Genomic DNA, 14,378 nt, shown 5'->3' with positions numbered 1-14,378 from the left:
CTTAGCAAGGAATTTATAATATGTCTATAATTACTTTACTTTTTTTAATACTTATAGGACTTGCTGCAGGATTGCTTAGTGGTTTTATTGGGGTAGGTGGCGGTATAATTATTATTCCTTTACTTATGATTTTGTTGGGCTTGACGCAGCATCAAGCACAGGGAACTAGTCTTGCAGTAATGCTTCCTCCAATAGGAATATTAGCAGCCTGGAATTATCACAAAGCTGGTTTTGTAGATTGGAAATATGCTTTAATCATTTCAGCAGCTTTTATAGTTGGTGGATATTTGAGCTCAAAATGGGCAGTAAATATTGATGCTAAAACACTTAAAAAAGTCTTTGGCATACTTTTGCTTATCGGAGGCGTGAAACTAATCTTTGGCAAATGAGTTCTCTAAAAGAAAAAATACACAGTTTAGCCGAGAAATATCTTGATGATACTATTGCCCTAAGGCAGCATTTACATAGATACCCTGAGTTATCTTTCAAAGAATATAAAACATCCGAATACATTCAACAAAAACTAACTGATTATGGGATTAGTTTTAAATCGGGTATTGTTGAAACAGGAGTAGTAGCTTTAATCAAGGGAAAAAACTCAGATAAAAAATGCATAGCCTTACGTGCAGATATAGATGCTTTGCCTATTCAAGAATTAAATGAATTGAGCTACGCTTCCAAAAATAATGGAGTTATGCACGCTTGTGGTCATGATGTGCATACAGCGTCACTATTGGGCGTGGCACGTATTCTTAATGAATTGAAAGATGATTGGGAGGGTAGTGTTAAGTTGATTTTTCAGCCTGGTGAGGAAAAATTACCGGGCGGAGCTTCTTTAATGATTGCTGAAGGTGTTTTAGAAAACCCCAAAGTGGATAAAATTATTGGTCAGCATGTATCGCCTGAATTAGATAGTGGTATTATTGGAATGCGTAGCGGAATGTTTATGGCATCTGCTGATGAAATATATATAGATGTATTAGGAATAGGAGGGCATGCAGCACTTCCTGAGGGTAGGGTTAATCCTTTGGTTGTATCAAGCAAAATCATAACAGCATTATATGAAAGATTTAATAATGTTAAAGACACGCCTTCGGTATTTTCTTTGGGAGTTATTAAAGGAGGAGCGGCAGGAAACATAATTCCTGAAAAAGTTAGTTTAGAAGGAACCTTTCGTGCTATGAATGAACAATGGCGTGAGGAAGCACATCAAATAATTAGAGATATATGCCTTAGTACTGCTCAAGAAATGGGCGGTAAGTGTAATATTGATATTCGAATTGGTTATCCATACTTGAAAAATGATGAGCATTTTACTAAGGATTGTTTTAATAATGCTAGAAAATACATGAGTACAGAATGTGTTATTGAAATTCCTAAGCGTATGACTGCCGAAGATTTTTCTTACTATTCACACCACGTTCCGGCTTGTTTTTATCGTTTGGGTGTAGGGATAAAAAACCAGGAAAGAAAGCATTTGCATAATGCCTATTTTAATATTGATGAGTCGGCTTTGAAAAATAGTATTGGCTTGATGAGTTGGCTGGCTATAAACAGTTAGTTAGCTACGTCAGAAATAAACTTTATCCTGTAAAGTCTTAATTCTTCGTCAGTGTATTCATCTTCTTCAAACTCTCCTCTTGCTTCGTTAAAAGTGGCTTCTTCAGAGTTTGTAAAGAAATCCATTAGCTCTTCTTCTTGATATTCGTCAATAATTTCATCAAGGTAATAGTTGAGGTTAATTTTTGTTCCTGACTCAACGATAGTTTCTATTTCTGTGATTAAATCTTCAACAGTCAGTCCTTTGGCTGATGCAATATCGTCAATAGACAGTTTTCTGTCAATACTCTGAATAATATAGACTTTGTTGCTGGATTGCTTTGCTACCGTTTTCACGACCATATCTTCAGGTCTAACAATATTGTTATCCTCAACATACTGTTTTATATATTTTAAAAAAGGTTCTCCGAACTTTCGTGCTTTTCCTTGTCCCACCCCATGAATTTGGGCTAACTCTTCAGAGCTTATTGGGAATTGATTTGCCATATCAATTAGTGATGCTTCAGAAAAAATAATATTTGGTGGCAACCCTTTTTCTTTAGCGAATTTTTTTCTCAATTCTTTAAGGTTAGAAAATAAAAGCTTGTCAACAGCAGCGCCCTTTTGGAAACTGTTGGCTGCATTTTTAGCATTTATAGCATCGTAATCATGGTCTTCTGTTAGAAGAATTTCATATGATTTTTCAAGATATTCTAACCCTTGTTCTGTTAGCTTAAGAATGCCATAACTTTCAATTTCTTTTCTTAAAAAACCTTTTACCAGAGATTGACGAATTACGGCATGCCAAAAACCTTTGGATTTATCTTTACCCTCTCCGTAAACGTCTAAAGCTTCGGATTTATGTTGTTTTATCAAAGCATTACTTTCGCCAACGATTACTTTAACTGCTTCTTTAGCCTTTAGTCGTTCGCTTACGGCCTTCACTGAATTTAGAAGTCTAACAATATATTCTTCACCATTAAATTTAGGTTTAGGATGGCGGCAATTGTCGCACATTTCATTGCAGTTAGCATCATCAAAAGTTTCGCCAAAGTAATGCAGAATGTATTTTCTCCTACACATGGAGGTTTCGGCAAAAGAAATGGTTTCAAGAATGAGTTGCCTTCCTATTTCTTGCTCTGCGACAGGTTTTCCTTGTAAAAACTTCTCTAATTTTTCAATATCTTGATAGCTGTAAAAAGTAACGCAGTTGCCTTCACCACCATCACGCCCTGCTCTTCCAGTTTCTTGATAATAACTTTCTAAACTTTTTGGAATGTCATGATGAATAACATACCTGATGTCTGGTTTGTCAATGCCCATTCCAAAGGCTATAGTAGCAACAATAACATCTACGTCTTCCATGAGGAAAGCATCCTGGTGTTTGACTCTTGTTTTATTTTCTAAACCTGCGTGGTATGGTAATGCGTTGATACCATTAACTTGTAAGGTTTCGGCAATTTCTTCTACTTTCTTTCTGCTTAGACAATAAACAATACCTGATTTTCCTTCATTTTGCTTAATGAATTTGATGATTTCTTTTTCAACATCAATTTTTGGTCTGATGTCATAGTATAAATTATCTCTATTGAAAGAATCAAAGAAAACAGGACAATCGCTTATCCCTAAGTTTTTCTGAATGTCTTCTCTAACTTTCGTTGTTGCGGTTGCGGTAAGTGCAATTATTGGAGCTCTACCAATATTTTCAATTATTCGTCTTAGGTTTCTGTACTCTGGCCTAAAATCATGCCCCCATTCAGAAATACAATGTGCCTCGTCAATGGCATAAAAAGATATTTTTTTACTTCTTAAAAACTCGATGTATTCTTCTTTGGTTAAAGACTCAGGAGCAACATAAAGTAATTTGGTTTTCCCTGACTCAACATCTTCTTTGACTTGAATAATATCTCTTTTTGAAAGCGATGAATTTAATACATGAGCAATAGCATCATTATCGTTAAACCCTCTTATTGCATCTACTTGATTTTTCATCAATGCAATTAATGGGGAAACAACGATTGCACACCCTTCACTAACAAGAGCCGGGAGCTGGTAGCACATAGATTTGCCACCACCAGTAGGCATGATTACAAATGCATCATTACCATCTAAAGTGTTTTTAATGATAGTTTCTTGTTGGCTTTTAAAACGATTAAACCCAAAATACTTTTGGAGTTCGTCTGTAAGAGATGTAGTATGTAAATTCATTTAATATAATCAAGCTAAAATTTGATACTTTTGTGTCAAATTATTCTTTATAAATTTAGAAAAATTTATTTAGTTAATCAAAATTAGTTTATTGAAATCAATTAGCGAAATAAAATCAATAGCAATATCAACTATATCTTTAGAGGGGCAATCAATCCTTCATTTAAAAGAATATATAGATGATACGTTCTCTGAAATAGTAAATGCAATTCTTGAGTCTAAGGGGAGATTAATTGTAAGCGGTATTGGTAAGAGTGCTAATATTGCTCAAAAGATAGTTTCTACATTTAATTCTACGGGTCAACCTGCTGTTTTTATGCATGCTGGTGACGCTATTCATGGGGACTTAGGTAATGTTCAACCTAACGATATTGTGCTTTGTATTTCAAAAAGTGGGAATACAGATGAGATTAAGGTTCTCGTTCCTCTAATCAAGAAAATGAATAATAAACTAATTGCAATGACAGCTAATTCGGATTCGTATTTGTCAGAGCAGGCTAATTGGACAATTAAAACAAGTGTAGAGAAAGAAGCATGCCCCAATAATTTAGCTCCTACAACAAGTACTACTGCTCAATTAGTGATGGGTGATGCTCTTGCAATTTGTTTGTTAGAATGTCGTGACTTTTCAGATGCAGATTTTGCTCGATATCACCCCGGTGGAACTTTAGGTAAGCGTTTGTTTTTAAAAGCTGGAGATTTATGTTCCCAAGATTTGTCACCGCAAGTTCTACCTTCGTCGACTATTAATGAAGTAATAGTTGAAATATCTAACAAACGACAAGGAGCTACAGCCGTAATCGATAAAAATAAGTTGCTAGGAATTATAACTGATGGAGATATCAGGAGAATGTTGGAAAGTGAGGCTGATTGGAGTAAGGTGAAGGCTGTTGATATTATGAATACTAATCCTAAAACGGTTAGCTATGATGAATTGGCAACTTCCTCTCTCAAGATTATGGAGCAAAATAATATATCTCAAATAATTGTTCTAAAAGAATCTAATTACTTTGGGATTGTTCATATTCACGATATTTTAAAAGAAGGATTAGTTTGATGAAAGAAATAGGTGAAGAAAAACAAGAACAGTCTTTTTTAGACCATTTAGAGGTATTACGTTGGCATCTAATTAGAAGCGCAGTTGCAGTCCTCTTATTTACAGTTTTAGCATTTATCTTTCCTGGTATACTTTTTGATAAAATAATTTTTGCGGCTAAAGACCCTAGCTTTGCTACGTATCAGTTTTTTTGTTGGATGTCAGAAACGCTTCATTTCGGTGAAGCTCTATGTATAGATGAAATGCCATTTGAGTTGATGAACATCAATATGTCTGGGCAGTTTAGCACACATATTATATCCTCTGTAATTGCTGGTTTTGTAATTGCCTTTCCCTATGTTTTTTGGGAGATTTGGCGTTTTGTTAAGCCTGCACTTCATTCCACTGAAAAAAAATATTCTAGAGGAGTAGTCTTTTATACATCTTTGTTATTTACAATAGGCGTTTTGTTTGGGTATTATGCAGTAGCACCCTTGTCTGTTCAGTTTTTAGGAAACTATCAAGTAAGTTCTCAGGTTGCTAATCAAATTAATCTTAACTCTTACATTTCGACTGTCACAACAGTTTGTCTAGCAAACGGAATAGTTTTTCTATTACCTGTTCTGATTTATTTTCTGAGTAAGCTAGGGTTGATAACTCCTGCTTTTTTGAGGCAATATAGAAGGCACGCATTAGTTGTATTAATGATTTTAGCTGCAATAATTACGCCACCCGATATTATGAGTCTAATTCTAGTAACATTTCCATTAATGTTATTGTACGAGATTAGCATAAAGGTTTCAGCTAAATTTCAAGATAAAGAATGAAGATAGTAGCCAAAAACATAGTTAAAACCTACCGCAAAAGAAGGGTAGTTGACGGTATTTCCTTAGAGGTTAAACAAGGCGAGATTGTAGGCTTGTTGGGTCCCAATGGCGCAGGCAAAACCACATCTTTTTATATGATGGTAGGCTTAGTTAAACCTAATGAAGGTCATGTTTTTCTTGATAATGATGATGTCACAGATCAACCCATGTATCGACGTGCCCAAATGGGAATAGGTTATTTGGCTCAAGAAGCATCCGTATTTAGAAAATTATCAGTAGAGGATAATATTCTTGCCGTTTTGGAAATGACAGACATGTCTAAAAAAGAGCAATATGAAAAGTTGGATTCTTTGCTTGATGAGTTTGGATTACAGCACATTCGTAAAAATCAAGGGGATTTACTTTCTGGTGGAGAAAGAAGAAGAACAGAGATTGCACGTTGTTTAGCAACCGATCCTAAGTTTATTTTGCTTGATGAGCCTTTTGCTGGAGTAGACCCTATTGCTGTAGAAGATATTCAGCTGATAGTGTCTAAATTGAAAGATAGAAATATCGGTATTCTTATTACTGACCACAACGTACATGAAACACTATCAATTACGGATAGAGCTTATCTACTTTTTGAAGGTAAAATTTTAAAATCTGGAACAGCGGAGGAATTAGCTTCCGATGAACAAGTAAGAAAAGTATACTTAGGACAGAATTTTGAGCTTAGGAAATAATTTTAGGCTGCTGAAATTTTAAACTCATAGCCTTCCATAATTTGATTACATAACATTTCCGAACACGCTTTATCTACCTTTTTAGTAGCTTCAGCTTCATTTTCAGCCTCTACTTGTAATGTAATGTGCTTACCGATTCTAACATTAGTTATTTCTGGGAGACCAACGTTTTTCATGCTTCCGCTTACTGCTTTGCCTTGTGGGTCTAAAAGTGCCTTTAATGGCATAATGTCGATCTCTGCTATAAATCTCATTTGCTGTACTTATTAATAATCGATAAAACTATGTACAAAATTAAAATAATTGGAACAGCTTCAAAGCGTAAAAGCAATAATAATATTACACTCAATACAATTAGTATATATCTGTACTTATTTTCTGACCATTTTATGGATTTAAATTTTAGCGCTATTAATTTTAACTCTGAAACCATTAGAAGACATAAAACTAATACACTAATAACAATCGTTTCTTTTTTACAAATGAAATTGGAGATGAATCCGTCTTGTTGATATTCTAAAATGAAAGGAATTGAAATGAAAAACAAAGCGTTTGCTGGTGTAGGTAAGCCAATGAACGAGTCAGTTTGTCTGTCGTCAATATTGAATTTTGCTAATCGATATGCAGAGAATAAAGGAATTAAAAAGGCTATGTACGGTATGAAATGACTCGTATAGTCGTCAAGATTCTGCGATGAAGGACTAAAGTATTTTTCTGTTTCCCCAAAAAATAACAGTTGAAAAACAATAACAGAAGGTGCTAGTCCAAAAGAAGTTAAATCAGCTAAACTATCTAGTTGTTTTCCTAAATTGCCATTTACTTTTAGTAAACGTGCAAAAAAGCCATCAAAAAAATCGAGAAATGCGCCTAGAATGATACAGCCTGAAGCCAAATCTAGATTTCCGCCAAAAGCAAAAAGTATGGCTATTATACCAAAAGATAAATTTCCTAAAGTAATAAGATTGGGTATGTGTTTAAATATGCTCAAGAAATACGATATTTGCTTTGCAATAATACAAAAGATGTTTCGTAAACTACTACTTTGCCTTATTTCAGCCTTTCTATTGGTGATTTCATGGCCGCCGTCTGGCTTCCCATTTCTTATTTTTGGGGCATTTGTACCCCTGTTTTTTGTCTTAGAGGGATTGAGTAAAAAAAGAAGTGCTTTCACCTATTCTTTTTTTGTGTTCGTTATATGGAATGTATTCACTACTTATTGGATTTACAACGCTAGTTTGTTCGGCGCTGTAGCAGCAATTTTGGTAAATAGCTTTCTTATGGCATGTGTGATTTTTTTATTCGTATGGTTAAAATCCAAATTTAATGACAGACGAGCATGGTGGGCACTTTTAAGCTTTTGGTTAAGTTTTGAGTATTTACATCTAAATTGGGATTTGTCTTGGCCATGGCTTACACTAGGCAATGTTTTTGCTCACTATCCAAAATATATACAGTGGTATGAGTTTACGGGGGTTTTAGGTGGTAGCTTATGGATAGTTTTAGCCAATATTCTTTTGTTTCATTCCTTTAAAAACAAAAAGAAGTATACATTACCATCATTAGTAATAATTATACCCATTTTGATTTCTTTTTGTGTGCAGTTTGAAGATGATGGAAAAGATGTTGAAGTCGTTGTAGTTCAACCTAATATCGATCCATATCAAGAGAAATTTGATGGATTGACTTCAATGGAGCAACTGGATATATTTATTGAATTGGCTGAAACTAAATTAGATTCAAATACTAATTATTTGATTGGCCCAGAAACAGCTATTATCGATGGTTTGTGGGAAAACAAGATTGATAATGCAGCAGAAATAAGTCGCTTAAAGGGTTTAATTGATAAATACCCAGACTTAAATATTATTTTAGGTGCTGTAACATACAAAGCCTATGCAGAGTTTGATGAAGTGCCTCACACTGCTAGAAAATTTACGGGTTTAGATGCCTATTATGATGTTTATAATTCTGCAATTCAAGTTAATAAGTCTGCTATTTCAATTTATCATAAATCAAAGCTTGTTCAAGGGGTTGAGTTCACGCCCTTTCCTTCAATATTAGAAAAGTTAGAGTTTCTGACAATTGATTTAGGAGGTATTACAGGTAGTTTGGGAACTCAGGATTTCAGAGAAGTATTTCCTTCCAATTCAGCTCAAATAGCACCAATCATATGTTACGAATCAGTTTTTGGTGAGTACACAACAAATTATGCTAGAAATGGAGCTGATATATTTGCTATTATAACTAATGACGGATGGTGGAAAGATACGCCAGGGTACAAACAACATTTAAATTATGCTAGTTTAAGAGCTATAGAGTGCAGAAGAGCAATTGCACGTTCTGCCAATACAGGAATTTCTGCATTTATTGATAGCCGTGGTAATATAAATCGAAAAACTAATTGGGATGAAGAAGTCGTGATTAAAGACATAATAAAGACTAATACAGTCCAAACATTTTATATCAGTTTTGGAGATTATATTGGCCGACTATCTGCTTTTATTGCAGTTATGTTCTTGTGTTTCGCAGTAGCTAAAAGAAACTCATAAGTAGTTCCCTACTATTCGATATTTAACAAAGTGTCTTGAGAAATAGAGTCTACAACAAGGGAATCTACACTCATTTCCATTTCCTCACTTTCTTCCAAATCAAACTTAATAACCATTAGATTTTGTTCTTCGTTTGTAGCTGAAGACTCAATATTGATAGTAGTGTTTGTTGGAGAATTACTTAAATCAGGGCTAGTATTGGTATTGTTTAAAAAGCCAATTACAAAAGCACCAATTACAAGAATTGCAGTAATGATGATTTCACTTATTTTCATAATTTCTTGGGTTTAATTGTTGACAATTTAAAAAAAATATAATAAAGCGTCTCATTTTGGTATTTTTAGGGATTGAATATTGCTTAGTTTTGCACCTATGCGTCAAATGGCTACTTATCATATTTCCAATATTGATTCTTTTAAAAGACAACTTTCTTGTTGGTCTGCTCAGTTTGAGCAATCGGCTGTTTTTGAAGGAGAAGCTAGTCCTAACTATGGCAAGTACTTGAAATATGATATGCTTGTCGGTGCAGATTCAATTTCACAACTGTATTTTGAAGAGAATAGTTTTTCGGCTTTGTCTGATTTTCATAAGGATAAAAAAGATTGGATTTTTGGTTTCTTATCATACGATTTGAAAAATGAAATTGAAGATCTAAAATCTGAGAATGATGATAATTTATCATTTCCCATCATGCATTTTTTTCAGCCTAAGTGGGTTTTTGAAATTATTCAAAATGAAGTTATTATTTCTTTTCCTGAGGGTGTTGACCGTAAAGAGATGCAACTTTTATTTAAAAACATTACTCATTTTGATATGCCTGTTGAAAATAAAAAGTCCGTATCTATAAAATCCAAGATTTCAAAAGAGCAGTATTTTGAAGGTTTCGAAAAGCTAAAAGAACATATTTACAGAGGTGATATATACGAAGTCAATTACTGCCAAGAATATTATGCAGAAAATGTAGTGCTAAATCCAATTTCGGTATATCATAATTTGTATGATATTTCGAAACCTCCATTTGCAGCTTTTTATCGTTGTAAAGAGAATTACCTCATGTGTGCAAGTCCAGAACGATTTCTTAAAAAAGAGGGCTCAAAATTAATTTCTCAACCTATTAAAGGGACTAGAAAGAGAAGTGTTGTATTAGAAGAGGATAATCGATTGAAAGATGAGTTATTAAATTGTCCAAAAGAGCAATCAGAAAATGTTATGATTGTTGATTTAGTGAGAAACGATTTATCAAAAACGGCATTGGCTTCTTCGGTAAAAGTAGAAGAGCTTTTTGGTATTTATTCCTTTCCTCAAGTTCATCAAATGATTTCAACCATAGTTTCTGAGTTGGATGAAAGTATACATTGGGTTGACGCTATTCGACATGCTTTTCCAATGGGCAGTATGACGGGTGCACCAAAAATTAGTGCTATGCAATTAATTGAAAAAGTTGAAGTCTTCAAAAGGGGCTTGTATTCAGGAGCTGTTGGTTATGTTAATCCATCAGGGGATTTCGATTTTAATGTAGTGATAAGAAGTATTCTTTATAATTCAAAAAAGAAATATGCGTCTATGCCTGTCGGTAGTGCAATTACGGCTAATGCAAATCCAAAAGATGAATATGAGGAGTGTGAGCTGAAAGTTAAAGCTATGATGGAGGTGCTAGATGCTTAATAAGTTAAAAGCATTCATCGCTAAAAATGAGTTAATAAATGATGGCGAAAAGTTGCTACTTGCAGTAAGTGGAGGTAAGGATAGTGTCTTAATGGCTCATCTATTTGCACAATTGAATTATGACTTTTCAATAGCGCATTGTAATTTTAAATTGAGGGCTCAGGATAGTTATCTTGACGAACAATTTGTAAAGGAATTAGGTCAACAATTAAAAGTTCCTGTTTATTCCAAAACATTTGATACAGAATCTTACGCAAAGGAAAATAAATTATCTATTCAAATGGCTGCTCGTGATCTTCGCTATTCGTGGTTTAGAACATTATGTCTAGATGAGGGTTATGATAAAATTCTAACAGCTCATCATCAAGACGATGCAATAGAAACCTTAATTATCAAAAAAAGTAGAAAAGCTAGTGTAGGTGCTCTTCAAGGTATACCAGTCAGAAATACTAATATTATTAGACCAATGCTTTGCTTTGGAGTGAAGGATATACAACAATACTTGACACGCAACTCAATTAATTTTAGAGAAGACAAATCCAATTTTTCAACTTATTACCAAAGAAATAGCATTCGTTATAATTTGTTGTCTGAAACAGATAAAAGAAATCAATACCTAGATGAAATTAAAGATAACGAGGTGAAGTACCAAAGCCTTCTTGAAAAATATGAAACATTTAGGACTAGACATTGTAAAGTTGTAGATGGTGGTATTTTACTAACTTTTGATTATTTATTAGATCAGGACGAGAAACAAGAGATACTTTATGAATACTTGAAGTATTATGGGCCGTTTGCTTGGAAAGATGTTTTTAGGCTTTTAAATAGTGAAGTTGGCAAACAGGTTTCAAATGCTGATTACAGAATAGTTAGAGAGAGGAAGGGGCTATTCCTTTCCAAAAGCCCATCAAAGGCTCTGCAAAGTGTTTTAGTTAAAAGTGGCGATTCCTCAATTGAAAGCCCTATTAAAATAGCTTTTAGTATACATAAGGCTATTGATTTTAAAATGGTTAAAAACAGTCGTTGTGCCGTTTTGGATTACGGTAAACTCCATTTTCCGTTATTGGTTAGACATTGGCAAATAGGAGATAGTTTTACCCCTTTAGGAATGAAAGGAAAGAAGAAAGTCAGTGACTTTATGATTGATGAAAAGTTTTCTACATATCAAAAAGAAAATACTTTGGTAATTTGTTCGTTAGATACCATAGTTTGCATAGTAGGTCATCGAATAAATGATGAATTCAAACTTGTGCCAGAAACAGAAAAAGTATATCTTGTCGAACCTTTGAAAATTGAACATGGAAAGTGAAATTTTATACGAAGAAAGTCAGTATCTAGGCTACAATAGGTTGTCCTTTTTAAGGAGAATGGTTTTAGCTTTATTTTGTTTTTTGTCCTATTACTGGTCAGAAAACTCTGTTGAATCAGAAGGTTCTGGTAGTCTGCTTTTTTTCTTAGGAGTAGCCATAATCTTTGTTTCAGCAATTCTTGTTTTCATTCTTCATTTCAGAACATGTGTTGCAAATGGGAGCTTAATTTTAGACGGTTTATGGACCGCTAGAAAAGTAAAAATTGACTTGAGCTCTATTAAAGATGTCACTAAAGTAAAATATAGCCGCTTCTTCTTTAATAGAGCGGTATACAATTTGCATCTTAAGGGTGCTGTTCATTTCTACACACGTGGTAATGAATGTATTCAATTGACTGATAAAGACGGTTTAAAATATTTAATTGGAAGCCAAAAGCCCTCTGAATTATTACGAATACTTAAAGAACAACTAAATAAATAATCATGAAAAAATTTCTTTTAGCAATTATTCTGGTGTTTCCAACACTGCTTTTCTCTCAAATTTTTAATCCTGTAGAATGGGAATTTTCTCAAGAAGATATAGGAGGTGGTGAGTACGAACTTGTTTTCAAAGCAAGTATTGAAGACGGGTGGTATTTGTATTCTCAATTTGTTGAAGATGATGGTCCTTTGCCGACTACGTTTACTTTTTTTGAATCCAATAGCTATGAGCTTATTGGCACGACACAAGAAGGGGAGCCTAAACAAGAATATGACCCTAATTTTGATATGGTTTTATCTTATTTTACTAATGAAGCTGTATTCAGTCAAAAAGTAAAAGCAGTTAGTACTGATTCAAAAGTCGATGGGGAGTTAATGTTTATGGTTTGTGATGCCACTCAATGTTTACCACCTGAATATGTTGACTTCTCTTTCACTTTAGGTGTACCATCTGAACAAGTCGAAACGAAGGGTGTTGATGACGCAGAAAGTACGTCTTCACTTAATTTAGTTGCATCTGATTCGCAAGAGCCAGCAGAAAAAAAGTCCAATAAAAAAGGAATGTGGAGTATATTCTTCATAGCCTTTTTAAGTGGATTTGCTGCCTTACTTACGCCTTGTGTCTTTCCTATGATACCCATGACAGTTAGCTATTTTACGAAGCAAAGTGAAAATAAAGCCAAAGGGGTAACCAATGCTATTATTTATGGTATTTCTATTATAGTAATATACGTAGCCTTAGGCGTAGGTGTATCGGCACTGTTTGGGCCTGAGGTACTCAATAGTATGGCTACAAATGCATATTTCAATATTGCATTTTTTGTTCTTCTAGTTGTATTTGCAGCCTCTTTTTTAGGAGCATTCGAGTTAACGCTTCCAAGTTCCTGGATCAATAAAGCCGATAGAGCATCTGATAGAGGTGGTTTAGTAGGTATTTTCTTTATGGCCTTGGTATTAGCTTTAGTTTCATTTTCCTGTACCGGACCTATAGTTGGTACATTATTAGTTGAAGCGGCATCAGGCGGTAGTTATATGGGACCCATTATTGGAATGTTAGGCTTTTCTTTAGCCATAGCATTACCATTTGCCCTGTTTGCGGCTTTTCCTGGTTGGCTAAACTCGTTGCCTCAGTCTGGCGGATGGCTCAATTCAGTAAAAGTGGTTTTAGGATTTTTAGAATTGGCTTTAGCATTTAAATTCTTATCTAATGCCGATTTAGTGTGGCAAACTCACTTGTTAGAAAGGGAAGTATTTATTGCTATTTGGATAATCATCTTTGCTTTCTTAACGATGTATTTGCTTGGAATGTACAAATTATCACACGATAGCGACTTAAAATACGTTTCTGTTGGTCGTCTGTTTATGGCTATCCTTACTGGTATGTTCACTGTTTATATGATTCCTGGATTATGGGGGGCGCCTTTGAAAATTATTAATGCTTTCCCACCTCCGATGCATTATAGCGAATCACCTCACGGTGTAGGCTTCACTAAGGGTGGAAGCATAGTTGCTCACTCAGAAGAAGAAGGGCAACATTTAGGTCCACAAGGTATTATGGTATTCCATGATTACGATGAAGGTATGGCTCATGCCAAAAAAGTGGGTTTACCTGCAATGATAGACTTTACGGGTTGGGCTTGTGTAAATTGCCGTAAGATGGAAGAGCAAGTATGGTCTGACTCTGAGGTTAAAAGAATACTTAGTGAAGATGTTGTGCTTATATCTTTATATGTAGATGAGCGAACACCTCTCGATGAAGATAAACAATACGAAACCACTATTGCAGGTAAAAAGAAGAAGGTAAGAACAGTAGGAGATAAGTGGACAGTTCTTCAAGCTGAAACGTATAAGACCAATTCCCAACCTTATTATGTCATCTTAGATCATAACGAAAACCAAATGGGTGTATCTGCTAACTATCAAGATTATGGTGAGGTAGATTTATTTAAAACTTGGTTACAAGAGGGGATAGACGAATTTAATCAGTAAAAGGAAATTAACCTTTTACTGATTTCTTAAATATACTTAAATGCTAGTCAAAAC

General features: G+C 34.3%; 14 protein-coding genes. 10 read left to right on the top strand and 4 right to left on the bottom strand.

What is annotated here, in order from left to right; all coding sequences use genetic code 11:
• Window positions 1-20 precede the first annotated feature (20 nt).
• Together P8I29_04715 and P8I29_04710 are read left to right on the top strand one after the other, a co-directional pair.
• Window positions 21-389 (top strand): sulfite exporter TauE/SafE family protein, encoded by a 369-nt coding sequence (locus P8I29_04715; protein MDG1917103.1) that lies wholly within the window; start codon window positions 21-23, stop codon window positions 387-389.
• A complete protein-coding gene (locus tag P8I29_04710) occupies window positions 386-1,561 on the top strand; it encodes a M20 family metallopeptidase (protein ID MDG1917102.1) in 1,176 nt (391 codons plus the stop codon). The genes P8I29_04715 and P8I29_04710 overlap by 4 nt, the downstream gene beginning before the upstream one ends.
• On the opposite strand, the gene recQ is transcribed toward P8I29_04710, so the two are convergent.
• A complete protein-coding gene (recQ, locus tag P8I29_04705) occupies window positions 1,558-3,747 on the bottom strand; it encodes a DNA helicase RecQ (GenBank protein MDG1917101.1) in 2,190 nt (729 codons plus the stop codon). The two genes, P8I29_04710 and recQ, sit on opposite strands and share 4 nt — an antisense overlap.
• Window positions 3,748-3,838: 91 nt before the next feature.
• Here recQ and P8I29_04700 point away from each other — a divergent pair, with 91 nt between their 5' ends.
• From P8I29_04700 to lptB, 3 genes are read left to right on the top strand one after another with little or no spacing between them, the layout of a single operon-like run.
• On the top strand, window positions 3,839-4,804 hold the full coding sequence (locus tag P8I29_04700; protein MDG1917100.1) for a KpsF/GutQ family sugar-phosphate isomerase: 966 nt from the start codon (window positions 3,839-3,841) through the stop codon (window positions 4,802-4,804).
• Window positions 4,805-4,812: 8 nt separating this feature from the next.
• Window positions 4,813-5,610, top strand: a complete 798-nt coding sequence (gene tatC, locus P8I29_04695; protein MDG1917099.1) for a twin-arginine translocase subunit TatC — start codon at window positions 4,813-4,815, stop codon at window positions 5,608-5,610.
• A complete protein-coding gene (gene lptB / locus P8I29_04690; protein ID MDG1917098.1) occupies window positions 5,607-6,332 on the top strand; it encodes an LPS export ABC transporter ATP-binding protein in 726 nt (241 codons plus the stop codon). Before tatC ends, lptB begins: the two co-directional genes overlap by 4 nt.
• 2 nt (window positions 6,333-6,334) lie before the next feature.
• Here the strand turns inward: lptB and purS are convergent, their stop codons facing one another.
• Together purS and P8I29_04680 are read right to left on the bottom strand one after the other, a co-directional pair.
• Window positions 6,335-6,586, bottom strand: a complete 252-nt coding sequence (gene purS / locus P8I29_04685) for a phosphoribosylformylglycinamidine synthase subunit PurS (protein MDG1917097.1) — start codon at window positions 6,584-6,586, stop codon at window positions 6,335-6,337.
• Entirely contained in the window at window positions 6,583-7,503 is a 921-nt protein-coding gene (locus tag P8I29_04680; GenBank protein MDG1917096.1) for a CDP-alcohol phosphatidyltransferase family protein, read from the bottom strand. The genes purS and P8I29_04680 overlap by 4 nt, the downstream gene beginning before the upstream one ends.
• Here P8I29_04680 and lnt point away from each other — a divergent pair.
• A complete protein-coding gene (gene lnt, locus P8I29_04675) occupies window positions 7,400-8,881 on the top strand; it encodes an apolipoprotein N-acyltransferase (protein MDG1917095.1) in 1,482 nt (493 codons plus the stop codon). The two genes, P8I29_04680 and lnt, sit on opposite strands and share 104 nt — an antisense overlap.
• Before the next feature lie 11 nt (window positions 8,882-8,892).
• Here the strand turns inward: lnt and P8I29_04670 are convergent, their stop codons facing one another.
• Complete coding sequence (locus P8I29_04670) at window positions 8,893-9,156, bottom strand: hypothetical protein (protein MDG1917094.1); 264 nt, start codon at window positions 9,154-9,156, stop codon at window positions 8,893-8,895.
• Window positions 9,157-9,235: 79 nt separating this feature from the next.
• Here P8I29_04670 and P8I29_04665 point away from each other — a divergent pair, with 79 nt between their 5' ends.
• The 4 genes from P8I29_04665 to P8I29_04650 are packed head-to-tail and all read left to right on the top strand — an operon-like array spanning window position 9,236 to window position 14,324.
• Window positions 9,236-10,546 carry an anthranilate synthase component I family protein gene (locus P8I29_04665; protein ID MDG1917093.1) on the top strand — a complete coding sequence of 437 codons (1,311 nt, stop codon included), beginning with the start codon at window positions 9,236-9,238 and terminating at the stop codon, window positions 10,544-10,546.
• Window positions 10,539-11,855 carry a tRNA lysidine(34) synthetase TilS gene (gene tilS, locus P8I29_04660; protein ID MDG1917092.1) on the top strand — a complete coding sequence of 439 codons (1,317 nt, stop codon included), beginning with the start codon at window positions 10,539-10,541 and terminating at the stop codon, window positions 11,853-11,855. Before P8I29_04665 ends, tilS begins: the two co-directional genes overlap by 8 nt.
• Window positions 11,845-12,336, top strand: coding sequence for a hypothetical protein (locus tag P8I29_04655; GenBank protein ID MDG1917091.1), 492 nt, complete (start codon window positions 11,845-11,847; stop codon window positions 12,334-12,336). The genes tilS and P8I29_04655 overlap by 11 nt, the downstream gene beginning before the upstream one ends.
• A gap of 2 nt (window positions 12,337-12,338) precedes the next feature.
• A complete protein-coding gene (locus tag P8I29_04650; protein ID MDG1917090.1) occupies window positions 12,339-14,324 on the top strand; it encodes a cytochrome c biogenesis protein CcdA in 1,986 nt (661 codons plus the stop codon).
• The last annotated feature ends 54 nt before the right edge of the window (window positions 14,325-14,378 follow it).

It is taken from the genome of Flavobacteriales bacterium (genome assembly GCA_029248105.1).
Classification (GTDB): Bacteria; Bacteroidota; Bacteroidia; order Flavobacteriales; family UBA7312; genus UBA8444.
This window is presented reverse-complemented; position numbering and strand designations above follow the sequence as displayed.